Raw genomic sequence first — 23,775 nt, forward strand, 5'->3', positions numbered from 1 at the left:
GAGCATCTGGTTCGATGGCGGACCGACCGACAGTGTGACCTTTGAACTGGCCCGCGAGATTGCCGCGCGCAATGATGCAGTGCTTGCGGTGCATGACCAGCGCAGCGGAGAATTCCGCGCGATCACGCCGGGGCGCGAGATCGTGGCCGATGGCCGCCCGCTGGTCTTGCTGATGGACTGGTCCATCGAATCCTCGATCAATGACAGCGGCTTTTCCGAAGCCGCGGCGGATGGCATGTTCGCGGCTCTGGTCGCCCTGCATCAGAAGACGGGCGCGGTTTTCGGCTCCAATATGCATTTCATCGGTCACGGGCGCGGCGCAGTGGTCAATTCCGAGATCGTCCAGCGGATGTTCCATCATTTCCCCGAGACAAAGGGCACACCGGATATTCATTTCACCACGCTCGACCCGGTGGATCACGAAAACCCGCAGGTCAAACTGCCGGTTTCGGGCTTTCTGGGCAATCTGGCCTGGGCCGCAAATGCTGGCAGTTTCGTGACCGCCGTCGGCGCGGTGGCCGCAGGCGGCACCGGCGCGGGCATTCCTGTCACGGCTTTCCTTGGCACGACCTCGGCCAAGCTGGCGCGCATCGCGGGCATCATCGACAAGGTGACGCTGGTGGCCGATCTCAGCGGTTTCGGCACGCTCGACTGGACCGGCTTCAAGGATCCCGAGATCCGTATCTGGGAGGGTATCGATTTTGCCGACAATTACTATCAGCAGGCCCAGCAGCCAATTTCATCGCGCGATGTCGTGGCCACCGCGACCGCAAATCTGGTGAAATCCACCACCGGGATCGGCACGGGCCTTCTGTTCTCGCCCAAGAGCGACGAGGTTTCGCTGACCATGCAGGGCCGCGCGCTGGCCGAGGCCGATGTGAATATCAATCTGACGGGCCTGCCCGGCTTCATCGAGGATGACTTTGCCCCAAGCGTCGATCTGGGTCTTTTCGGCAATTTTGGTGTGGGCTGGGGCACAGTGCATAACCGGGTCGTGGCCTATTACGCGGGCACTGCAGCCCTGAACCGCGCCACATTCGCCGCGCCGGGCGCAAGCGGCGAGCCGATCCTGCGCAGTCTGGCGGATCTGGGCGCGCAGGGGCCGCAGATGATCGGGGGCACCCTCTCGCGCTACTATAACGACGCCTTCCCGCTCGAACTTAATCCGCGCGGCTGGTATCGGGGCTTTGCCGACAGTTCTGGCCAGACACCCTTCGGCACTGTGACCGGCGCTGCCTATGCTGCTGCCACTGGCCCCTATATCGACGCTGCCCCATGGGAAGGGCTGGGGCTGGGCTGGTATTTCTCGGATCTGGGTGGTGGGCTGGAAGCGCGTCCGACGGCCACCGGAATAGAGCGCCCGGATGCCTCCACGGTCTCGAATACCCGCTTCGGCAATGCGGTCGATCCGGTTCCCATCGTTTTTAACGGCGATTTCCAGAGTTCCTTCCGCCCTTTTTATGGCCGCGTGCTCTGGCCCCTCGGCGAGGATGCCCATGCCTATCAGGTGCCAGGATGGAGCCTGCAGGGCGGCACTGGCGGGGCCATGCAATTCCTGACGGATATCGGCTTTTCCCTGAACATCTCGGCGTTTGATCTGGGCAATGTCACCAGCGGCGACGCGACGGCGGTCGTGCTCGACACGCTTCAGAAGATGGTCGATGCCGTGCTGTCCAAAGCGCTTTCGGCTGCAGAGCAGGGGCTGCAAAGCACCTTCCTCGGGCAGGCAGAAGAGATTGCCTTCGACATCATCGGGGAGTTGCGCGCATCCGGCCTCTCCTTCGAAGACCAGAAGGCGGTGTTCGATGTCATCCTGAAGGCACAAACCGACGCGCCGAATCTCAACCCGCGCTCGGTGGACTGGCGCAAGCAGCTCAGCGTTCCTGAACTGACAAAAGCAGCCAAGGGGGCGGCGGCCAGTTTCCTGACCTCGCTCATTCCCGCTGCGCTGAGCTGGGTGCAGGCGAATTTCCTCGATTACAGCCTGCGGCTGACGGCGGTGACAGGCAGCACCAAAGCCGTCAGCAGTGACTTTCTGTACCTGCCCGCCGAACTTGAGCGCCTGCCTTTCACCGTCACCCCGGTTCCGGCCATCTCGCCCGTCGAGTCCGAGCAGCTTCTCCGTGTCAGCTTTACCAATCTGACCAATGGCGAAGTCACTGAACTCAGATTCGACAATGGCCAGAACGCGCTCGACATCATGTCCTTTGTCGGCACGACACGGGTCTGGGTGGATACATCCGCGGTTGCCGGTCAGCCGGGCAGGCTGACCTTCTCGTTGCGCCATCACGCCGAGTCGGCATCGGCCCCGCTCGTCAACGCCACCGTGCTGATTGACAATATCGGCATTGGCGGCGGGCTTTCGGTTACAGATACCAGCGGGGTCGCGGATGACCGTATCCTGTTCTTCGACAATGCGATCACCGGCCTTCTGGCGGCAGACCAGTCCGGAACCGGGCTGGAAGCGATTGCCCGCGACACCCCCGGCGTGTTCCGTCAGGGGCATTCGCAGCAGCAGATAACTGTCACCAATACATCGCGCCAAAGCACCACCTTCCGGCTAAGCGGCCCGTCCTCGGATTGGTTGAGCGTGCATGAGGCCGCGCATGCGGGGATGGTGGGCGAAGCTCTCGATCTGGAGGCCGGAGAAAGCTTCACCCTCGCCCCCGGCGCGTCGATGCAATTCGTCCTGCGCGCGGGGTACTCACTCGAAGATCTGCGGGCGCTGACCGGATCGCAGATCGTCCATACCACGATTTCGCTCAGCGAGTTGGACAGCCATGGTGTGACCATCGACAGCCAGCGGATCAGCCTGAATTACCTGCTGGATATCGATGACGAGTCAACCACCGACGGCGTGCTGACCCTGCCGCGCGTCAATGAAGGCGCCCCCTTCACCTTCACGCTCGATGGCAGCAACGCATTCGATGCCGCCTTGAAGAATGCGCGCCAGCAGACCGGGCTGGTCACGACGGGGGTGGAACTGGGACAGTTCACGGCCTCAGGCTGGTTCAGCCTCGACGCGGCAACGGCAGGGGCCGGGGATCTGGCCATCGGCTTTGCACCCGAGGGCATTTCGGGCGTAATCCCTGCCCGCGCGGCCTCGGCCGAGATCACGCTGGGCGTGGGCGGGGCGCAGGTCTACACAATCAATGTCGCGGCGACCGGACAGCGTGGCCAGAAGATCAATTACGACCTTGCTCAACTGGATCAGGTGATCGCCGATCTGCGCCGCACCCTTGGCGGCGATGCATTCACCGGCTCCGCGCTGGCCAGCGATGCGTTCCGCGATGAAATTCTGGAAATCTATACCCCGCTTCTGACCAGTTTCCCGCGCCCGCCCGCCGAGGGAACAGCCACGCTTGACCGGCTTGCGCGCGACACGCTGGAGCGCAGTGTCTACACCGGTTTTGGGTCGGTTCTGGACCTGCTGGATCTGGGGCGCGGGGTCAGGCTCAGCCTGACGAATCAGGATGAAACCATCATCGGCTACACCACAGAGCCGCTCACGCTTGCTGAACTGACAGATTATCTCGACTGGCGCGACGCAGGCGCCGCGACTCCCTTCACGGCTGTTCCCGCCGCAAGTGGCAGGCTGGATGTGGACCGCAGCACATTCGGCGGCCTGACCACGCCCGCCGACCGCTTCACCCTGCGCCCCGATCTCAATGATACCCAGATTCTGCACCGCCTCGGGCAGGCCCTGAACCAGAAGATCGCCGAAGGGCGCGGCGCGGTGGCGATCCCGGTGGATGCCATGATCCGCGCGCTGGCCTATGATGTCGAACGCGGCGCGCTGCGCCCTGACGGGGCGCCGTGGGAAAACACCCTTGCCCATCTGGGCGAGCGCATCGGCTGGACCATCGCGCATGAATATCTGCACACGCTGGGCCTGCTGGATGAATATGATCTCGACGGAACGCCCTTTGCATCAGCAGGCGAAACCGTCATGTCGGTGCCCTTCTCCGGCGAAGTTTCGGACAATCAACGCAGCATCATCGCGCTCGCACTGGGCGCCCCCCTTGAGCAGCCGCAACCGGAACAGGCGCGGGCTTTGGCGGAATGGTATCTTGACCTCGCCCGCCAGCGCGCCCTGATCGGGGATGGCGATTTTGCCAATGCACCGGGCAGCGCGCCAATCGGGGCGGGTGTGTTCACCAATGGGGATTTCGGACTTGGCGATCCGCTCGATCCGGGTTTCGGCTGGACCCTGAGCGGTCCCGCCACCATCAGCGCCGGGGTGCTGCACCTGACCGAGGGCGTTCCGGTCGATGCAACAGCGCAGCAGGATTTCGCACTTCCTGCAGGCGTATCGGCGCTGGTGGTCGCGCTCCGGCCCAATATGAGCGCAGGCGACGGGACAGGGCCGCAGGACGCCTTCGAGATCGCCCTGCGCGCCCAGACCGATACCGGCGTCGCAGCGGTCGCGCCGATTGGCCTCGCGCGCGGGGATGCGGCCTTCAATCTGCAAGCTGACGGGACTGTCTATCACGGCGCCGGGGTCACGGTTGCAGGGCTGGGGCCGGACGGGCGGGTTCAGCCCGGCGCCGCGCTGACCGTGCGCATTGATCTGACGGAAATGGCCCCGGACACGCGCATGCGCCTCTATCTCGATCTGATCGGCAGCGGCGCGCTGGGCAGCGCGGTTGACATCCTCTCGGTCAGTCTGGTCGAGGGCGCAGAGGCCCCCAATCAGGCCCCCGTGGCTGTGGATGATGCCGCAACGGTCCAGCGCGGTGGCGAAGTCACAGTAGATGTTCTGGCCAATGACAGCGATCCCGATGGCGATGCGCTGAGCGTGTCGATCCTGAGCGGGCCGGAACATGGCAGTGCCGAAGTGCTGGCCGACGGACGTATCCGCTACCAGCCTTTCGCCGATCATACCGGTCCCGACAGCCTGATCTACCAGATCAGCGACGGGCGCGGCGGTCTGGCTCAGGCGCAGCTTGTGCTGACCGTCTTCGACCCCGAAGCCCCGCTTGCGTTGGTCGATCCCGGCCCACAGACCTTGCGCGAGGGCGAGGTTATCAACCGCCAGCTTCTGGCCACCGGCGCAGGGGCCGATCTCGTGGCGTTCAGCCTTGCCGCGCCGGTCGAGGGCGTCACGCTAACGCCTGACGGGCAGCTGCGCATCGAGGGGCTGGACGGCCCCGCACAGTTCGATCTGATGATCGAGGCCCGCTCGGGGGCTGACGGGTTCGCGACACTCACGGTTCCGGTGACGGTCGAGAATGTGCCACCGCAGGGCACGGCCAGGCTGACCGGCCCGGCCTTCGCCGCGCTAGAGACGGAAATCACTTTCAGCGCCACAGATCCCGGACGCGACACCATTACCGAATGGATCATTGACTGGGGTGATGGCACGCAATCACAGGTCGCAGGCGATGCCACAACGGCGCGGCATGTCTACGCAACCGGCGGCCCGCACGAGATTACCGTGCAGGCGCGCGACGAGGACGGGCTGCATCTGATCGACACGCTGATGGTAGAGGTCGCGCCCGAAACCCTCAAGATCGTGTCGGTTGACGCGCGGCCGGGCGGCATCGAAATCGGCTTCAATCTGCCCTTCCTGCCCGAACAGGTCGACCTTTACGGTCCCGGCGCGCATCTGCCCGATGTGATCATCACGCGCGCGTCGGACGGGGCGGATATCCGCGGATCGCTGATCCTCATGGAGCGGCGCCTGATCTTTCTGCCGACCGAGGTGATGCTGGCAGGCAGCTATGACATTCGCCTGCGCAGCGCCGAAGATGCGTTGCGCGGGGCAGCAGGGCTGCTTGACGGCAATGGCGATGGGATTGGCGGCGATGATTTCGTCCAGCGTGTGACACTCCCGGCCACGCTGCCACTCGCCCGGCTTGGCGATGCGCTGGCGCCCGGCGGGGCCGTTTTCCGTGATGTGCTTGGCGCGCCGGGCCTGCCCCTGAGCATTGCCAGCGATGGCGGCATGCGCGAGATCATCTTCGATCTGGAATTCGATCCCGCCATGGCCGAAATCACCGGCTTCACACCTGCCGCAGGGCTGGTGCTGGAAAGCTTTGACATGACGCGTGACGAAACCGGGCCGCGTCATCAGTTGCGCATCAGCCTGCGCCTGTCCACGCCCTTGCCCGCGCAAGAGGTGGCACTGGGCCGCCTCATGGGGGCAAGCGTCGCCGGGCTGGATTACGGCATGACCGGGCTTTTGTCGCTGACCGTGCGCGAGATCAACGGCTTGTCGGTGAATGACGAAGCCTTCAATGCGCTGCATCTCTCGGTCTTGCCGGGCGATCTCGATGGAGATGGCGCTGTGAATGATGCCGACGCGGTTTTGCGTGCGGCCGTGGAAGACGCAAGCGATACCGGCTTTGCGGCCTTCCCACGGATCGATCCGGCGCGGCTTCTCGCAGATCTTGACCCCGAAACCGAGGAGCCAGAGACCGAGGACGGATCCGCGCGACCGCCAGCCCCGACGCGGCCCGGCACCGCAGGCGGCGGGTTTGGGGGCGGTTCGCCTGGCCTGCCCGCAGCGGGTCAGGGCGGGGCTATCGGCGGCGCGACAGGATGGGGCGGTTCCGGGGGCGAGGTCTCTTCGGCCAGAACCGGCGGCCTGCGGATTGATCTTTCCTGCGCCCTTGCCGATGCGGACCTGCCGCCGGAGCTGCGCATGGCGCTGAACGCACTGGCAGGGCGCCCGCCCGAGGCGACGGGCTGGTGCGTGATGAGCAACGAGGATTTCGCCGCGCAGAGCGAAGACGGCTTGCTGCCGCCGATGGATGCGACCACCACCGACGCGCCGGATCTGCGCTATTGGTGTGGCGAGGATATTCCCCCGGCAATCCGCGCGATCCTGTCGCAACTCTACACCAGCCTTGGACTGGCACTCCCGCCGGGCGGCTGGTGCGTGATCGCGCGGGGCGACGCGGACAGGCTCGCCTTCGCTCCGGGTATTGATCGCGCTGACGGCGCCTTGGCAGAGCTTTTCCAACTGGACGGGGAACCGCAGCGCGAGGCGCATTTCGCGCTCTTTGCCGCCTTTGGTGCCGCAGTGGCGGCGCGGCCTGTGCCGGGACCGCGCGAGGGCGCGCAGGCGAAGCGCAAGGTCTGGGCATCTGACGATATGACGGAGGTTGTGTGAACAGCAAGGCCAGCGCCACACCCCTTAGGGACTGCGCAGAGCGAGACGCGGGATGAACACATCAGAGACGACAGGCGCGCGCAACGCAAGGCCCGGCGACAAGGCCGATGCGCCGAAGCGCGACGATTGGGAGGTGTTTGCCAACCCGCCAACGCCCATGGCCTTCCTCGCCGCCTGGTTCCGGCTGCTGTGTACCGAAACCGGCAATCCCCGCCGCGCCGTTCTCTTGCTGCGCACAGTTTCGGGCAGCTTTGCGCCCTTGGCCCGCTGGCCGGAAAACCGCGATGCGGCGAGACCCGCGCCTGACGCGCCCGACCCCATCGCGACAGCCTGCGAGGCGGCGCAGAAATCCGGGGCCACGGCCCTGCGCCCGGCCGGTGACGGCATGCGCGCGATCGCCTTTCCCGTGGTGCTGGACGACAAGGTCGAGGCGCTTCTGGGCATGATCGTGCCCGACGCACACTTGCGCGCGACGCTGCGGCGACTGCACTGGGGGGCTGGCTGGCTTTACGGCATGATTGCCAACCGGCAGGCCGAAGATCAGCGCGGGCAACAGGCCGATACACATGCGGCCTTGCAGGTGCTTGCCGCGCTTGGCGAGAGTGACGGGCTTGAAGCGGCGGCGCGGGCGCTGGTGAATGAGATCCTGCCCCTGACCGGGGCTGACCGCGTGTCATTGGCGCTGATGCGGCGTGGCAGGCTGCGGCTTGTGGCGCAGTCGCAAACAGCAGAACCCGAAACCCGCTCGGCGCTGCTGCGCGCGCTGGTTCAGGCGATGGAGGAAGCGCGGGTGCAGCTTGACCCGGTGCTCTGGTCGGCGGCGCAAGAGCCGAAGCCCGGTGTCGCCACGATCACCGCAGCCCATGCGGCCCATGCGTCGCGGGCCGGGGCGCTCGGCATGATTTCTGCACCGCTGGTCGTGGCCGGGCGCGTTATCGGCGTCCTCAGTCTGGAGCGGATGTCGCCACGCGGGCAGGTCTCAGCGTTCGGGCCCGCCGATCTGGCGCGGCTTGAGGTCATCCTTGGCCTATGCGCGCCCGTGATCGAGTTGCGCGCCCGCGAGCATCGGCTGATCTCCGGGCGCGGGCGGATCTGGCTGGGCAAGGCCATCGCGGCGCTCTTCGGCAAGCGCCATCCCGGCATCCGACTGGCCGCGCTTCTGGCGCTTGCGCTTCTCGCCGGGCTGGGATTCGCGCGCACGGACCTACGGATACGCGCGCAGGCGGAACTGCGCGGCGAGGCGCAACGCGTCGTCGTCGCCCCCTTTGACGGTTTTGTCGCGACGGCACCTCTGCGCGCGGGCGATGTGGTCCAGAGCGGAGATGTGCTGGCCACGCTGGACGAGTTCGATCTGCGACTGGATCTGCTCCGCTGGCAAGCGGAACGGGCGCGGTTCGAGCAGGATAAAAGCACAGCACTTGCAGCAGGGGACCGCACAGGAATAGCGGCAGCCGATGCCGAAATCGCGCGGGTCTCGGCTGATCTGTCGCTGGCCGAAGCGCGCCTTGCCCGCGTCGCGCTCGAAGCACCCTTTGACGGTGTGATCATCGCGGGCGACCTGTCGCAACTTCTCGGCGCACCGGTCAAACAGGGGGAAGAGCTTTTCCGTCTCGCCTCTGGCAATGGCCTGCGGCTGGATATCTGGGTCGGCGAATACGATATCGCGCTGGTCGCCCCCGGTGCTCAGGGCGTGCTTGCCCTCAGCGGTATGAGCGGCGCAACCCTGCGGTTCGAGGTCGCGCGGATCGCCGAAGTCGCGCAGGTGCAGTCCGGACAGAACGGTTTTCGCATCGAGGCGCGGCTGATCGACCCGCAAACAGGGCTGTTGCCCGGGCTTGAAGGTGTGGCGCGCATTTCTGCGGGTTCCGCACCGGTGCTGCGGGCATGGCTCCGCCCTGTGACCGAGCGGTTGCGCATTCTCTGGTGGTCCTGGATCCCATGAGCGGCAGTTTTCATTCGCAGCTTTGGTATCGTATCCGCGATCTGAAACCGGCGCTGAAACCGGGACTGGAAATCGCATTGCATACTTATCTGGGGCGCAAATGGTTCGTGCTGCGCGACCCGGCAGGCAACAGCGTGCACCGTTTCACCCCAGAAGCCTATGCGATTATCGGTGCCATGGATGGCCAGACCCCCCTTGCCGCGATCTGGCAGGCGGCGATTCAGCGGCTGGGGCCACAGGCGCCCTCGCAGGATGATGTGCTGAACCTGCTGGTGCAAATGTATCAGTCCGATCTGATCCTTGTCGATATCGTGCCACTGGCCGACGAACTGGTCGAACGGATGGGCCGCAAACGCGCCCGCAAACGCGCGCGTTTCTTCCGCAATCCGATGTCCGTGCCGCTGCCGCTGGGAGACCCTGACCGGCTGCTTGATACACTGGCGCCGCTGGTGCGCGGTCGCGCCGGGCTGGTCTGGCTGGCAGGGTGGCTGGTGCTGGTCCTGGCTGCCCTGATCACCCTGCCGACCGCATGGCCGGATCTCGCGCGCGGTGGTGTGCGAGAGGTTCTTGCGCTCCAGAACCTGATTCTGATGGCGGCGGTCTATCCGCCAGTCAAATTGCTGCATGAACTGGCGCATGGGCTGGCCGTCAAACGCCATGGCGGCGAATGCCACGAGATCGGGGTGATGTTTCTGGTCTTCTTCCCGGTGCCCTATGTCGATGCCTCGGCTTCGGCCGCATTTGTCGATAAATGGGCGCGCGCGCTTGTGGGCGCGGCGGGGATCCTCGCGGAAATCGCGCTTGCGGCGGCGGCCCTGCTGATCTGGCAAGCCGCAGAGCCGGGCCTTGTGCGCGATCTGGCATTCAACGTGATGCTGATCGCCGGTATCTCGACCGTGCTTGTCAACGGCAACCCGCTGCTGAAATTCGACGGCTATTTCGTTCTGGCCGATCTGATCGAGATGCCCAATCTCGCCCAGCGCGCGAATAAATGGTGGGGCGATCTGGCCCGCCGCCGCTTGCTCGCCGCGCCCAACCCCGAAGCGCGGCCCGTGACCCGGACCGAAGCGCGCACATTCGCGCTCTATGCGCCTACGGCCTTTGTGTATCGTATCGTGATCATGCTCACCATCGCGGCTTTCGTGATCGAGAGCTATTTCATGGTCGGGGTGATCCTTGCGATATGGTCGGTCACGCAGGGGCTGATCCTGCCGATGGGCAAACTGCTCAAAGTATTCTTCACCGATCCGCGCCTGATCGAAAAACGCCCGCGCGCGGCGGGCATGGGGCTTGCGCTGGCGGGCGTTCTGGCACTGGCGCTTTTTGCGGTGCCCCTGCCGCTGCGCTCTGTCATTGAAGGGGTCGTCTGGTTGCCGGACGAAGCCACCCTGCGCGCGGGCACGCCGGGCTTTATCCTGACGCTGGATGCGGCAGCGGGTGAAACCGTCGCAAGCGGCGCGTTGATCGCGCAACTGGACAATGACGCGCTTCTTGCCGCCCGCGCCGCGCAGGCCGCGCGGGTTCAGGCCGCGGAACAGGCGGTGCGGCGCGCTGTCATCTCAGAGCGCACCGCCCTGCGCGCCGCCGAAGAGGTGCTGGCGGATGCCGAGCGCAGGCTGGCTGATATGGACCGGCGTATTGCGGGGTTGAGCCTGCGCGCAGGACAGGCCGGGCGCGTCAGCCTGCCCGCAGCGCAGGACAGGCTGGCGCAATATGTCGAGCAGGGCGCCTTGCTGGGCCATATCCTGCCCGAGCGCCCCGAGCGGGTGCGCGCAGCGGCGCCGCAATATCTGGCGGATTTGATGCAGGACCGGCTGTCGGGCGCGCAATTGCGTTTCGTCACCGGGCAGCAAGGGCGCGGCGAGATCATGCGCCTTGCACCCGCCGCAACACGCCGCCTGCCCTCCCGTGCTCTGGCGCGCGATGCGGGTGGGCGCATCGCGATCGATCCCGCCGATCCCGAGGGGCTGCGCACGCTTGATGGCATTCTGGAACTTGACCTGAGCCTGCCCTCGGGCGCGGCAGCCGTGCCTTTCGGCACGCGGGTACTGGTCAAGCTCGAATTCGGGACCGAGCCTCTGGGCTACCGGATGGGGCGTGCGCTGCGCCGCGTCTTCCTGAGCCATTTCGGCACAACCTGAGCGGAGGGCGCGCGATGATCACCCTGCGTCCTGCCCTACGCCCCTGGATGACCGGTGACAGATCCGCCTCGGCCTTGCCAGAGCGGGCCTGGCCGAAACTGCGCTGGTGGGACCGGTTGGGCTGTCAGGTTGAAAACGCGCTGCGCCCTGCCATCAGCGAATTGCGCCCTGCGGATCATGTCTTTGCCCGTCGCGTGATCCGGCAAGGGCGCAGGGTCGAAGGGCTGACCGATGCCGAATTGTCCAGCGCCGCGCAGGCGCTGCGCCCCGCGCTTCTGCGCGAAGGGCTGCGCGGGCGCGCGGCGGTGATGGGTTTCGCGCTGGCGCGCGAGGCCAGTTTCCGGGTGCTTGGCTTTCGTCACCATCCGGTGCAGATCATCGGCGCCGCGCGCATCATGCGTGGCGCGCTGGTCGAGATGGCGACGGGCGAGGGCAAGACCGCCACGACAGCTCTCGCCGCCGCAACTGTGGCGCTGGCGGGGATTCCGGTGCATGTCCTGACCGTGAACGAATATCTGCGCGCACGGGATTTCGAGACGCTCGCGCCGATCTACGCGCGCCTCGGCCTTCGCGCCGCCGAGGTTGATCCCGATCAGGACGAGGCCGCCAAGGCCGCTGCCTATCAGGCCGAGATTTGTCATGTCACGCATAAGACGCTGGTCTTTGACTATATGCGCGCCCGGCTGGGGCAGCCAGCGCTGAGTTCCGCGCAACGTCTGGCCGTCGCGCGTCTTGGCGGCGCGAGAACTCGTGCCCTGCTCTCCGGTCCGGGCGCTCTGGGATTCGCAATTCTCGACGAAGCCGACAGCGTGCTGATCGACGAGGCGCAGACGCCGCTCATCATTGCCGCCCCCGAGGCGCGCAGCCGCATCGAGGATTGCCGCTTCGCGCTGGAACTGGCGGCATATCTGGTCAAAGGGCGCGATTTCACCTTGCGCGCAGATGCACGGCGGATCGATCTGACCGAAGGCGGAAAGCGCGCCATCGCCCGCGCAGCGGCGGCCAATGGCGGGCTGTGGGCCGTGCCGCGCGCCCGCGAGGAACTGGCCATTCAGGCCCTTTCCGCAATGCATCTCTACCAGCGCGACCAGCATTATATCGTCACCGAGGACAAGGTTCAGATCGTCGACGAATTCACCGGGCGCGTTCTGGCCGACCGGCAATGGCAGGCGGGGCTGCACCAGATGATCGAGGCCCGCGAGGGGCTGGAACTGAGCGCCGAGCGCAACACACTCGCCCAGATCACATTTCAGTCGTTTTTCCGGCGCTATCTGTGGTTTGGCGGCATGTCGGGCACAATCGCCGAGGTGTCGCGCGAATGTCGCCACGTCTATGACCGCCCGGTATGTCGCGTGCCGACCCATCGACGCAGCCGTCGTCGAAATCTGGGCACTCGCCTGATGACCAGCACAGAGGCCAAGCTCGTCGCTGTTGCGCGTCGCGCGCAGCATATGGCGCAGGCCCGTGGCCGCCCGGTTCTGATCGGAACGCGCTCGGTCGATATCTCCGAACGCCTGTCCGAGGTGCTGACCGCGCGGGGGGCCGCCCATAAGGTGCTGAATGCCCGGCAGGACAGCGAGGAAGCCGCGATCATCGCCGGGGCAGGGGCGGTCGGGCAGATCACCATTGCAACCAATATGGCCGGGCGCGGTACCGATATCAAACTGTCGCCTGCGGCCCGCGCTGCAGGTGGTCTGCATGTGATCCTGACCGAGTTTCATGAATCGCGGCGCGTGGACCGGCAGTTATTCGGACGCGCGGCCCGACAGGGTGATCCCGGCAGCATCGAGACGATTGTCGCCTTGCGCGATCCCCTTTTCGAGCGCTTTGCAGGCGGCGCGGTGGCGCTTATTGCCTATGGCATCCCGCCTGTCCTCGGGCGCTATCCCGGTATTCTTGCCGAGATGCTGCGACGGATCGTGCAGGCGCGCGCCGAGCGTCTTGCCCGGCGCAACCGGGCCGCAACCCTGCGCCGCAGCGAAAAACTTGCGTCTCTGCTGGCCTTTACCCGACAGACGGGCTTGTAGAATATCCTGACGCGTGGCTAACCTCGTCCTCGGGGCTATGCTCCGGCAATCTTCAGGATCGAAGCAGATGGTCAAACCTATTTCGGAACTGCGACGCCCCGAAATCGTGCAGGCCGCGATTCGCACGATCGGTAAAAATGGCCTGCTGATGGTGTCCTATGACCAGATTGCCCGCGAAACCGACATGTCGCGGCAACTCATCCGGCATTATTTCCCGGATACAGAGGTGCTTATGGTCGCGATCTGCGACGCACTCGCCGCCTCGTATCGCGAATGCCTGATGAAAGGCATCATCAAGGCGAACACGGCCAAACGGCTGAAGCTCTTCCTTGATTTCTATTTCGACTTTCTGGCCGGCGAGGATCTGGCCAAACCCGCTGATGATGCGGTTTATGATGCGATGTTCGCCCTTGCGGCGGGCTCTGAAACTGTGCGCAAGAACCTGCATGATCAGTATAACCTGCTGCATCACACCATCGCGCATGAAGTCCAGATCAGCAATCCCGAGCTTCCGCAATCGGCCTGTCGCGAGATCGGCTATCTCTTTGTTGTCATTATGTATGGCCACTGGAAGATGGTCGCGACACTGGGCTTCTCGCGCGCGTATAACCGTGTCTCGCGCGAAGCGATTGACCGGCTCATCGAGTCCTATATCGCGCATTACGATGATCCCGATGACCCCGAGAATCCCGATGATGGTTGAGCGGGTGTTGCGCCTTCAGGGGTAATTGCGCAACTATTGACAATTATCAAGTCAAAGGTCTTGCCTGAGACAAGTTCCGGGAGCCACCCGCGACGATATCGGGATGAATCACTCTGCCCGAAGGTTGCCCCTCTCCTGCCACACCCCGCTACGGCAGAAACCGCGGCCAGATCGCCACACCGGCCAGCCATTGATGCCCTGCAATCAGGGTACAGAAAACGACGCCACCTGCGGCAAGCCTCACCCCCGCATGCGGCGGCAGACTGACCCGCGCGGCCCGGCTGGGGCTGCGCAGCCTCTGCCATTCGGCAGCGCCAAACTCGCCCCGCTTGCGCCGGTCGATCAGCACAGCACCCAGCGCCGCGAAAGCGATGAAGCCGCCAAACATCAGCGCATGGGCCAATGTGCCATTGATCACCAGATGCGCCCCGGCCCATAGGCCAAGCGCTGCTAGAACCGGATGGCGGATGCGTCCGATCAGTTCCGGCCGCGCCGGATCGAACCGCTCATTGCGCGCCCCGCCGAAAGAGAAGGGATTGGGCCGCCCCAGCGTCAGCGCCAGGAGCAGGATCGCAGGCAGCATCGCGGCAAATGCGATCCAATGCGCGGCGGCGGGCATGGGCCAGAGCGCCAGATGCGGCGCGCGCGCCGCCGCGATGAAGAGCCATGCCAGCACCCCGAGCGACAATAGCGAATAGGCCATCCCGTAACCCGCTTGCCCCAGCCGCGCGATCAGCCACGGCTTGACCGGCGGTCGCACCGGCACCGCATGGGTGAACAGAAATAGCGCCCAGGCCGCCGCATAAGCGCCCCAGCCGCTCATGCCGGTTGCGGGCGGCTGGCGGGTTTGGGGGCGCGTTTCGGGCGTGTCAGGATCGGCCAGTAGATCAGGGCAAAGCCGCCAAAGGCGCCGGTCCAGAGCAGTGCGGACAGATGCAGAAGCCACATTTCTCCGGGCCAGATGCCCGCCAGAAGCCGCGCAACGGTCGCCCCGATCAGCGCCAGATACAGCGCTGCGACAGAGCGGCTGGCGCTCAGGGGCAGGCCCGCATGGCCAAGGCTGGCGCGGGTCATCACCGCGAGCGTCATCAGCCCGATCGCGCCCGCCAGCCAGACATGGCGCGCGCCCGAGGGCGGCATCAGATCAACTGCGGCGGCCCCTACGGTCAGAAACCCCAATGCCAGCAGGGCATAGGCGGCGTGCAGCACCCAGACCAGCGGTTCCGGCCCCGTCTGCCAGCCCTGCCAGCGCGCCATGCGCCACAGATTGGCCAGCCCGGCAGCAAGGCACAGCCCCGCCGTCAAGCCGCCATAGGGTGCGATCACAAAGGCCAGCAGCGCCGCGCCGGTCAGCACCATCACCGCCCCATCGGCGCGGTTGAAGGCCACGGGCAGGCGTGTGGCCTGTCGTTTGGCCAGCCAGTTGCGGGTGAAACTCGGCACGATGCGCCCGCCGATCAGCGCAATCAGCATCAGCACCGCCGCCAGCCCCAGCCGCAGGCCAAAGCCATCCTGCGCAAAGCCCCGCGCGGCCTCGATGTGGAACCAGCCATTTGCCAGCGCGAACAGCGCCATCAGCCCCAGGACCGGCAGGTTGCGCCAGTTGCGCCCGGTGATGATCTCGCGCGCGAGAAAGGCAATCAGGGCGACCGGCAAGGCCAGATCCAGCGCTCCCACCACCCATGCAGGCCAGCCGCCGCCGATCAGCACCGCGATCCGCCCCAGCGCCCACAGGCCCACCAACCCCGCCAAAGGCCAGCCCACCACCGGCAGGCGGCCGGTCCAGTTCGGCACGGCGGTCAGCAGGAAACCCGCGATGACGGCAGAAAGATAGCCAAAGACGAAGGCATGCACATGCCAGTCGGTCGGCGCAAAGGCCAGCGGCAGCGGCGCGCGCCCCGCCAGCAGCACCAGCCAGAATCCCATCGAAAATGCGGCCCAGAGACCCGCGAACAGAAAGAATGGCCGGAACCCATAGCTGAGCAAGGCGGGGCCCCGCCAGGCGCGGCTTTGTTTGGCTGTTGTTGTCATCTGCCGCAATCTCCTTGGCGTCTGCGCGCTTGACTATAATCAAGTGAAGCTGCGGCGTAAACAGAAATTCGAGCAAAACAGTCGGAATTCATGCGGCGATCACTCTCACCGATTGCACAGACAGGTTCCCGGCTGCCCACGGGACGAGACTCATCGTCAAACAGGAGGAAATACTGCGCCGGGCAGGCTAGTGGGCAGGGCGAAGCCCGTCGGTGCAGCTTTCGGCTTCAGTCCTTCCTGTGGGGAAGCCGAAGAGTGGTCGACAATCCTGTCATTATTAGTCAAGAAATGGCGATAGCCAAGCCACAACCCGTTGCAGCCCGGCATCTCACTTTCTTTCGGGGACTGTTTGCAATGCCCATCGGGGACGAACTGCAATGCCGCTAACCGGGTCTGCCCGGATGACGGAGTACAAGCAGCACCCTGTGCTCGACGCGCGCCCAGTTCGACGCGTGCCATGAATCCCGGCCAGATCAGGCCGTTCCGGTGACTGCCAAAGCGCACAGGCAGGCGATCATGTCAAAGCCCGCTCTCGCGATCCAGTCCAGATCCTGCTCGCGCAACGGGGGATCCCAGGCGCCCGCGAACGGGGCACCCAGCACGTTTCTGGGGTTGAAGAAGCGATTGACTGGCTGTTCCGCCATGACCGGGACATCTGCCATTAGAAACGAAGCAACCGCCGTAGACAGAATTCGCAGACGAAACACATAGATCCGATTTGGTTCCATAAGCACCGCTGGCCAGACAAGACAGGGTGTTCACAACCACAGATTGCACGTGTTCAGGCTTGTGTTAGGTTGAACACGCAATTCGACAGGACACCAGCGTCATGAGGAACGACCCCGACTATCCAGCAGGAGAGCACGAGGTCTTTCGGCTGCGAAGACTGAGAGGTACGGATTTCGCCAACACGACCAATCTGCCCGAACTGGATCAACTTTGCATAGACGCCACACTTCATTTCGGCACCGATATCGCAGTGGTCACCTCGCTGACCGAGGATGTGCAGATCCTCAAGGCGTGCGCTGGAACTGATATCGACCAGGCGCAATGCGAAGTCGCATTTTGCAGCTACACTATAGTGGAAGATGCAATCCTTGTTGTTTCGGACGCATACCAAGACCCGCTGTTTCGCCAAAGCCCTATCCTACTTGGCCCATCCTCGGTCCAGGTCTATGCTGGGGAGCCGCTCAGCTATATGGCGAGCATCCCTCTGCGGGCATTCTGCCTGATCGACAGCAGACCCAGACCTGACTTCAGCCGCTGGGAAATGGCCGAGCTGGTCGATTTTGCAGAATGGGCCGTGCAGGGTCTGGCCGCGACTCTGGGCCGGATCGGACGAAATATCGAATAAGGTGATGCAGTGCTGACCATACGCGGTATGCTCGCAACCTTGTTTGCGATTTTCGGGCTGACCTTGCTTACGCTCCTGTGGTTTCAGGGCACGCAGACTTGGCATTACTTTCTTCGCAGCTCCGAACAGATCATTGTCGACCGGGCACGCCATGATCTGCTGAACGCGATTCTTGGGTTACAGAATGACCGGGCGCGCATCATCCAGATCTCCGAAGGCGCGCCTGCGAATGGTCCGATGGGCTATCCATTGCGCAGTTCTGCCGAGGCACTGCGGCGTGCTGCGGATACTCTGTCGGGAACTGGCACAGCAGAGTTGCAGGAACTTGGTGCCTCCATTGCGCGACAGACCGCCCTTTTGGAGCTGCAGGCAGAGATATTCGCGACAGTTCAGGCCGCTGGCGATGCCGACGCCTTGTGGGCGCAAAGTTTTGTCGCTCTGGAACAATTGGATCTGATGCAGGAGCATTTGCAGGATCTTCGGCGCGCTCTTTTGAACATGACCGGCGTTGTCGATGGTCAATTCGCAGGGTTGCAGATGTTGCGCAATTATCTTGTCGGGATCAGCACAAACTTGCAGGGCAATCGGGTGCGGATCCTGCGCGAGTTGAACGAGAGCCAGTTTTCGCCTTTGCTGAGTCTGGATCAGATCGAGGATCAGACCCGCCGACTGGAAGCTGCGGCCACGATCTATCTGGATGCGCTGATGATGGTCCATGAAGATCTGATGCAGCCCGCCCGCAGCTTCTCGGATTTTCTGGTGCAGGTTTATATCCCGGCAGAAATCCAGCTCGTGCAGGGGATCGCGACAGGACAGGACATCCCTGCGCGCGAGCAGGATTGGTTTGCTGCGACCGATGAGGCCACGCGCCAGATCGCGACCCTATTGAATTCAGTATTTGAACAGTCGCAGTCCAATCTGGCCGCGGAACAAGCCCGCAACCGGGTGACCCTGATCCAGTTGCTGGTGCTCTCTGTGGCTGTGCTCGCACTGTTTATCTTTTCTCTGTTCGTCATCGTGCGCCAGATTGTGTCCCCCCTGGACGAACTGCGCCGCAAGATGCTGGAACTGGCAGACGGCAATCTGGCCCCGGTCGGGCTGAAGCAGTATTGGCTGCAGGATTTGCGCGCGATGCGTGATGCGCTACGAGTATTCCGGGTGACAGGGCTTCGCCGCGAACGATTGACACGCGAGCGTCTGGAATTGCACGCCCAGATCGCCGAAGCCCATCGCAGCCTGAAAGCGGATTTGGAAGCCGCAGCCAAAGTGCAGTTGTCGCAATTGCCTGCCCCCGGCATAATTGGCGATATCCGGTTCTCATCCTGTTTCGCATCCGCCAATGTGATCGCGGGTGACACATTTGATTATATCGCACTTGGCGAGGGTCAGGTCGGTCTGTTTCAGATCGACGTCGCCGGGCATGGCGCTGCGGCAGGGCTGGTGTCCGTCGCCGCGCATATCCGCGCGCGGCGCGCGCTGTCCAAACTGCGTGCGGGTGTGGCGCTGGCAGATTTGGTCGCGAATTTGAACAGGCAATGGAGCGCGGACTTTACCTATTTTACGCTTTTGATCGCGGCCTTCGACACGGCTACGGACACCGGAAGGATGGTTCAGGCGGGCCATCCGAGCCCTGTCCTGATCCGCCACGACGGGACGATCAGGCGTCTGGGCGAAGGGGGCTTGCCGATCGGAGTGCTGCCGGATGCAGTTTTCGATGAAATCAATTTTCCCTTTGCCCGCGGCGACCGGCTGGTGGTGTTTTCTGACGGTATGTATGAAAACGTCACCGCGTCGGGTGAAATCTATGGTGAAGATCGTTTCATCGAGTTTCTGAACCGGAATGCCGCTTGCAGCACCGAAGCTTTGCTGCACAAACTCGTACAGATGCTGGATCAGTGGAAAGAGGCAGGATATCTGTCTGATGATGTCAGCCTCGTCGTTGCAGAAAGGATGTGAGGAATGATCGGACATGCAGAACGCATGGAAGCGGAGTTTCTGGTAATCGAAATCAGTACGGCACGACTGGAGGCCAGCAACGCCCCTGATCTGCGCGCGCTGCTGATCGGCAAGATTGACGCCGGGGCGGATCAGATCCTGCTGGATCTGAAGGATGTAAAGTTCATGGACAGCTCGGCATTGGGCGCGCTCATCGGCGGGATCAAGAAGATGGGCCCGTTGGGCACGCTCGCACTGACAGGCCCCAAAGGCGCAGTGCAACAGCTTTTGAAACTGACACGCATGGACAAGGTATTCCCGATTTATGCTTCTGTGCCTGCGGCGATCTCCGATTTGACGGGGTAATCCGATGACCCCTGCGCCAGAGGCGTTTTTCCAGACAGTCGAGCGCGATCTGACCGCTGTATCGGATGTCGCCATGGCCGTAAATGACTATGCCAGCAAAGTCTTGGATGAAGACAGCGCGGGACTGATCGAACTGGCTCTGGTCGAGGCCCTGACCAATGCGATCAAACATGGCAGCGTGCATGGCCGCGATACCGGTCAGATATTGGTATCCGCCCATGTTGCCGATGCTGCGCTGGTGGTCGAGGTGAATGACATCGTGCCGGTAGTGCCCGACGGGCTGCTGGAAAAGACGCGCGGGCAATATTCGTCGCATGACATCACTGATGTCGCATCACTGCCCGAAGGGGGGCGTGGACTGCTCATCATTATTCTGTCGATGGATGAGGTCAATCTGCGAACGAGCAATGATCGCTACATTCTGAGCATGGTGAAGTACATCAACACATGAGCGGCGCGGTCAGAACGTATTGATCGCAAACCCGATCACGGCACGCTTTTCGCGGAACCGATACCCCAGCCGCAGCCGGACCGGCGTTTCGCGGATATCATACCCCAGAAACAGGCTGTTTTCGCGGAAAGAATCCCCGCCCTGGATCGAGACAGCAGCACTTAGACCGCTGTCCCAATGTGCCACTTCACCCAATAGCTGATATTCGTTCTTTATGGTGTTGTAATCGGCCAGCACGAAAACACTTCCGAATGTCGTCGGGGCCCAACGTTCCAAGACCACTTTCGCGCCAAGATCCAGACTGCCAGCACGATCTGAGCGGGCGCTCGGACCAAAGCGGAAAACAGCACTTTCGCCCAAAGCCGGGACCGGCAGGCTGTAAGTGATATTGGCGCTGAACGCACCGCCCCCGGCGAAATCCGACCAGCCCAAAGCCGCGCCCCACGGCCCGCGCACAATGCTGCCGATGACTGTACTTGCCCGAGGCGCATAGTCGAGCTGGAAAAATTCGCCATTCGCCTGCGCGTCTGACAGGGCGATCAGGCTGATAAGACCAGAAGCAGGCAAAGCCTGCCACCCTGCCGTGCGAATGATTACTCTACCCAAGCGCGATCTTCCTATTTTAGATTTCGCCTTATAAGGTAAATCATCCCACAGAGCAGGGCTCAAGAAAAACTGAAAATGGCGCAGAAGCAGGCAAACCGTCCCCATGCGACGCGATATGAACGTCAGGTTCCCTGGAGGCATGCTGCGCATGGACCGTTGCATGTTTTTGTCTGGCAATTTCTGGCGACGGCAAGTCTGGTTTTCGGGGTCTGGTATCTGTGGTGGCGCTGGACCTATTCGATAAACTGGGATGCTGCCTGGTTCTCATTGTCGTTGCTGATCGCAGAAACCGGCGCATTTCTGGGGCTGATCCTGTTCACGATCAATCTGTGGACGCCACGATCACCGAAGCGTCCCATCGCCCCGGCGCGCATTTCCGACACGACCGAGACCCCACCCGAAACCGATCGGCCGTTGATCGTGGATGTATTCTTCGCAACATATAGCGAAGATCCTGAACTGGTGCGCTTGGGTCTGCGCGATGCGCAAAACATGCATTACCCCCACCCGATCGACCTGCGTATCCATGTGCTTGACGACGGGCGGCGCCCGGCGATGGCAGCGGTGGCGCAGGACTTGGGCGTCAACTACATCACGCGTTCGGATAATGTCGGCTACAAGGCGGGAAACCTGCGCAATGCGATGGATCACACGGTCGGCGATTTCGTGGTTATCTTTGACGCAGACACACGCCCGTTTCCGAATTTTCTGGCCAATACGCTGGGCTATTTCCGCGATCCGAAAACAGCATGGGTCCAGACACCCCAATGGTTCTGGGACATCCCGCCCGGCGTGCCCTTGCCCGCGGCTCTGGAACGAAAACTGGGGCGCTTTGGCAATTGGCTGGGTCGACGCATCGAAACAGTGATCGGCCCTGTGCGAATTGGCGAGGATCCCTTCGGCAACGATCCTCAGATGTTTTATGATTTCATCCAGCATCGGCGGAACTGGGCCAACGCTTCTTTCTGCTGCGGCGCTGGGTCAGTCCATCGGCGCGAAGCCCTGATGGAAGCAGCCATCCGGTCCTGGGCCGCGCAGATCGAAGATCTGTCCGGCAAAGAGGCGCGCCGCCTGACACGCCTTACAGGCGAGGCAAATCTGAGCACGCCTGTGCACCATTCCGCGCAGATGGGGCGTGCGCGGGAAGTGGAATTCACACCGTTCAAACTGCATGTGTCAGAAGACCTTTATACATCGATTGCCTTGCACAGTGACCGCGCAAGGGGCTGGAAATCCGTGATGCACCCCGAAGTCCTGTCACGCATGATCTCGCCCAATGATCTGTTGAGCTGGACGATTCAGCGATTCAAATATGCCGGTGGCACACTTGATATCCTGCGCAATGACAATCCGTTGCTGCGCCGGGGTCTGAACCTTCCACAAAAGCTGATGTATGGCACAACATTCTATTCCTATCTTTCCCCGCTATGGAACATCATCTTTCTGATTTCGCCCATCATTTTTCTGTTCTCCGGCATCGCACCAGTCGCCACATACTCACTGGAATTCTTTTTGCACATCGTGCCCTTTCTGGTGATGAACGAACTGGCGCAGATGGTGGGGCTTTGGGGCACACCTGCGATGAAGGGGCGAAAATGGTATATCGCCATGTTCCCACTGACGCTGGCGGCCCTGTGGGCCGTGATCCGGGGGCAGAAGATTTCCTTTACAGTCACACCGAAGGATCGCGCCTCCGGGCGGTATCTGAAGCTGGTGCGCTGGCAAATTCTGATTCTTTCGCTGAACGCGGCCGCGCTGGTCTATGGCTGGAGCATGTTCGGACTCGGCGTCTCTGGATACACACTGGGCGCGATGATCGTGAATACCTTTTGGAGCCTGAGTAACATGATGGCGCTGTGGGTGATAATCCGCGCAGCAATATGGTCGCCCGATCCCGAATTTGACCTGCCTGTGATGGAGGCATATCAGCATGAAACCCGATAGCGGCTGGATCTCTGCGCGTTACCAGATCGCCTGGCTTTTGGGCCTAATCGTGTCCATCGCCATTGTGGTACAGCTTGAGCGGCTGGATCTGGGCATATCGCTGGATGGCCCGGAAGATAGCAGCACAATTGACGGCCTGCGCACGCGCGTTCCGGATATTCAGGCCGCCAGCGCAGAAGAACTGGCCGCAGTGATGCTGGCGCTGTCTGCGGCGGGGCTTCAGGATCCTGACCCATCCCTCACGGCCGAGGCTGCAGCCCTTCTAGATGCCATTCCTCCGCATTTGGCTGCCGATCCCCTGCTCATCGAGGCTGGCGCCATCATGCAGCGTGTTTTCGGTCTGTGAGGGCTCCAGATGCTGCGTATCTGCATGAGCACCCCGGTCTCGCCCCGATGCCCTCAAGGTCGCGCAGCCGTGAACGTGTTGCGAGCGGCTCTCCGGTTTTGTGAGCGCGCAGCTTCATGAAGCAGGCGATGCGCACGCGATCGAGCAGCACCGATAGACGGGCAGCTTTTCGGGATCGGGACGCCATGGTTATGGGGAGTGGCTTCACCGGAGAAAGACCCTGCAGAGCGCTCCCGTCTGGTTCTTGCGCTTCTACTGCACTTCGCCCCGCGCTAAACGACGATAGTGTCGCAGAGATGTATAAACGCTTCAGCACCGACGATGCGGCCTCTTCATCTAGGCCAGCCAAGCCATTGCGCAGGCGAGTGTTACGAATGCTTTGAAGGATGACAGAGTTTTCTCGCAGCGTAGGGCGATCCTCCGGAAGCGTTTGATACGATTGAAGAAACATCCGACGAGATGCCGCTCCTTGTAGAGCGCCCAGCCGATGGACGGCACGGTTGATCGCGACGGGTTTGCTTTGATCTGAGGACTGGCTCCGAGGTCGTGGGTGATAAACCGACGCAAATGATCAGCATCATAGGCAGCATCCGCCATCACCTGCCCGACGCCCTTCAGCCCTTCGAGCAGGTCTCCCCATTGGCCGGGCGTGATCGTGACGCGGATCGCCAGACCAACGGCCTCACGCAATACGAGTTTATCTGCAAATGCTGGACATAAGAGCCAGAACGATTCATCTTGAATCCGATCCATCAAATGCCGGGACTGCACATCTAACAAGGCCACCTGCATGTCGGGCTGTAGCGGCTGAA

The 23,775-nt window shown here is 62.9% G+C and carries 15 protein-coding genes and 1 pseudogene (1 of these 16 only partly in view); 11 read left to right on the plus strand and 5 right to left on the minus strand.

Features of this window, described 5'->3' with window-relative positions:
- The 5 genes from BG457_RS01965 to BG457_RS01985 form a co-directional block, all read left to right on the plus strand.
- Positions 1 to 7,117, plus strand: partial view of a CARDB domain-containing protein gene (locus tag BG457_RS01965; RefSeq protein ID WP_071795266.1) — the 3' portion only. The gene continues 24,554 nt to the left of window position 1, outside the view; 7,117 of the gene's 31,671 nt are visible here — the last part of the coding sequence; its start codon lies off the left edge, out of view; it ends in the stop codon at positions 7,115 to 7,117.
- 52 nt (positions 7,118 to 7,169) lie between these two features.
- Complete coding sequence (locus BG457_RS01970; protein ID WP_071795267.1) at positions 7,170 to 9,059, plus strand: GAF domain-containing protein; 1,890 nt, start codon at positions 7,170 to 7,172, stop codon at positions 9,057 to 9,059.
- On the plus strand, positions 9,056 to 11,200 hold the full coding sequence (locus BG457_RS01975; protein ID WP_071795268.1) for an efflux RND transporter periplasmic adaptor subunit: 2,145 nt from the start codon (positions 9,056 to 9,058) through the stop codon (positions 11,198 to 11,200). Before BG457_RS01970 ends, BG457_RS01975 begins: the two co-directional genes overlap by 4 nt.
- 14 nt (positions 11,201 to 11,214) lie before the next feature.
- Entirely contained in the window at positions 11,215 to 13,227 is a 2,013-nt protein-coding gene (locus BG457_RS01980) for a preprotein translocase subunit SecA (RefSeq protein ID WP_084657409.1), read from the plus strand.
- A 67-nt stretch (positions 13,228 to 13,294) separates the two neighbouring features.
- Entirely contained in the window at positions 13,295 to 13,930 is a 636-nt protein-coding gene (locus BG457_RS01985) for a TetR/AcrR family transcriptional regulator (RefSeq protein WP_071795269.1), read from the plus strand.
- A 148-nt stretch (positions 13,931 to 14,078) separates the two neighbouring features.
- Here the strand turns inward: BG457_RS01985 and BG457_RS01990 are convergent, their stop codons facing one another.
- The 3 genes from BG457_RS01990 to BG457_RS20110 all read right to left on the minus strand — a co-directional run bounded on the left by BG457_RS01990 (position 14,079) and on the right by BG457_RS20110 (position 16,605).
- Positions 14,079 to 14,753 carry an NnrU family protein gene (locus BG457_RS01990; protein WP_071795270.1) on the minus strand — a complete coding sequence of 225 codons (675 nt, stop codon included), beginning with the start codon at positions 14,751 to 14,753 and terminating at the stop codon, positions 14,079 to 14,081.
- The gene (locus tag BG457_RS01995; RefSeq protein WP_071795271.1) at positions 14,750 to 15,961 is read right to left on the minus strand and encodes an NnrS family protein; all 1,212 of its coding nucleotides are present in this window, start codon (positions 15,959 to 15,961) and stop codon (positions 14,750 to 14,752) included. Before BG457_RS01995 ends, BG457_RS01990 begins: the two co-directional genes overlap by 4 nt.
- A 473-nt stretch (positions 15,962 to 16,434) precedes the next feature.
- Positions 16,435 to 16,605 carry a hypothetical protein gene (locus tag BG457_RS20110; RefSeq protein ID WP_175546705.1) on the minus strand — a complete coding sequence of 57 codons (171 nt, stop codon included), beginning with the start codon at positions 16,603 to 16,605 and terminating at the stop codon, positions 16,435 to 16,437.
- Between the two features lie 185 nt (positions 16,606 to 16,790).
- Here BG457_RS20110 and BG457_RS20115 point away from each other — a divergent pair, with 185 nt between their 5' ends.
- The 4 genes from BG457_RS20115 to BG457_RS02020 are packed head-to-tail and all read left to right on the plus strand — an operon-like array spanning position 16,791 to position 20,067.
- On the plus strand, positions 16,791 to 17,315 hold the full coding sequence (locus BG457_RS20115) for a GAF domain-containing protein (protein WP_071795273.1): 525 nt from the start codon (positions 16,791 to 16,793) through the stop codon (positions 17,313 to 17,315).
- A gap of 9 nt (positions 17,316 to 17,324) precedes the next feature.
- Positions 17,325 to 19,271: a PP2C family protein-serine/threonine phosphatase gene (locus BG457_RS02010; protein WP_139257502.1), complete on the plus strand. Its 1,947-nt coding sequence runs from the start codon at positions 17,325 to 17,327 to the stop codon at positions 19,269 to 19,271.
- 3 nt (positions 19,272 to 19,274) lie between these two features.
- Complete coding sequence (locus tag BG457_RS02015; protein WP_071795275.1) at positions 19,275 to 19,616, plus strand: STAS domain-containing protein; 342 nt, start codon at positions 19,275 to 19,277, stop codon at positions 19,614 to 19,616.
- A gap of 4 nt (positions 19,617 to 19,620) precedes the next feature.
- Positions 19,621 to 20,067, plus strand: a complete 447-nt coding sequence (locus BG457_RS02020) for an ATP-binding protein (protein ID WP_071795276.1) — start codon at positions 19,621 to 19,623, stop codon at positions 20,065 to 20,067.
- Between the two features lie 9 nt (positions 20,068 to 20,076).
- On the opposite strand, the gene BG457_RS02025 is transcribed toward BG457_RS02020, so the two are convergent.
- On the minus strand, positions 20,077 to 20,823 hold the full coding sequence (locus BG457_RS02025) for a hypothetical protein (protein ID WP_175546706.1): 747 nt from the start codon (positions 20,821 to 20,823) through the stop codon (positions 20,077 to 20,079).
- A gap of 6 nt (positions 20,824 to 20,829) precedes the next feature.
- Between BG457_RS02025 and BG457_RS02030 the strand changes: the two genes are divergently transcribed.
- Positions 20,830 to 22,617: a glycosyltransferase gene (locus BG457_RS02030; protein WP_175546707.1), complete on the plus strand. Its 1,788-nt coding sequence runs from the start codon at positions 20,830 to 20,832 to the stop codon at positions 22,615 to 22,617.
- Positions 22,604 to 22,963 (plus strand): hypothetical protein, encoded by a 360-nt coding sequence (locus BG457_RS02035; RefSeq protein ID WP_071795279.1) that lies wholly within the window; start codon positions 22,604 to 22,606, stop codon positions 22,961 to 22,963. Before BG457_RS02030 ends, BG457_RS02035 begins: the two co-directional genes overlap by 14 nt.
- A 336-nt stretch (positions 22,964 to 23,299) precedes the next feature.
- Here the strand turns inward: BG457_RS02035 and BG457_RS02040 are convergent.
- Positions 23,300 to 23,647, minus strand: a pseudogene (locus BG457_RS02040) (transposase); the annotation flags it as partial.
- Positions 23,648 to 23,775 lie beyond the last annotated feature (128 nt).

The organism is Natronohydrobacter thiooxidans, assembly GCF_001884735.1.
In the GTDB taxonomy this organism is placed as follows: domain Bacteria; phylum Pseudomonadota; class Alphaproteobacteria; order Rhodobacterales; family Rhodobacteraceae; genus Roseinatronobacter; species Roseinatronobacter thiooxidans_A.

Bases quoted from the DNA above. Each gene is read 5' to 3' on its own strand.
- BG457_RS01970 (WP_071795267.1), top strand. From the start codon at position 7,170: ATGAACACATCAGAGACGACAGGCGCGCGCAACGCAAGGCCCGGCGAC.
- BG457_RS01975 (WP_071795268.1), top strand. From the start codon at position 9,056: ATGAGCGGCAGTTTTCATTCGCAGCTTTGGTATCGTATCCGCGATCTG.
- BG457_RS01980 (WP_084657409.1), top strand. From the start codon at position 11,215: ATGATCACCCTGCGTCCTGCCCTACGCCCCTGGATGACCGGTGACAGA.
- BG457_RS01985 (WP_071795269.1), top strand. From the start codon at position 13,295: ATGGTCAAACCTATTTCGGAACTGCGACGCCCCGAAATCGTGCAGGCC.
- BG457_RS01990 (WP_071795270.1), bottom strand. From the start codon at position 14,753: ATGAGCGGCTGGGGCGCTTATGCGGCGGCCTGGGCGCTATTTCTGTTC.
- BG457_RS01995 (WP_071795271.1), bottom strand. From the start codon at position 15,961: ATGACAACAACAGCCAAACAAAGCCGCGCCTGGCGGGGCCCCGCCTTG.
- BG457_RS20110 (WP_175546705.1), bottom strand. From the start codon at position 16,605: ATGGCGGAACAGCCAGTCAATCGCTTCTTCAACCCCAGAAACGTGCTG.
- BG457_RS20115 (WP_071795273.1), top strand. From the start codon at position 16,791: ATGAGGAACGACCCCGACTATCCAGCAGGAGAGCACGAGGTCTTTCGG.
- BG457_RS02015 (WP_071795275.1), top strand. From the start codon at position 19,275: ATGATCGGACATGCAGAACGCATGGAAGCGGAGTTTCTGGTAATCGAA.
- BG457_RS02020 (WP_071795276.1), top strand. From the start codon at position 19,621: ATGACCCCTGCGCCAGAGGCGTTTTTCCAGACAGTCGAGCGCGATCTG.
- BG457_RS02025 (WP_175546706.1), bottom strand. From the start codon at position 20,823: ATGCGCAGCATGCCTCCAGGGAACCTGACGTTCATATCGCGTCGCATG.
- BG457_RS02035 (WP_071795279.1), top strand. From the start codon at position 22,604: ATGAAACCCGATAGCGGCTGGATCTCTGCGCGTTACCAGATCGCCTGG.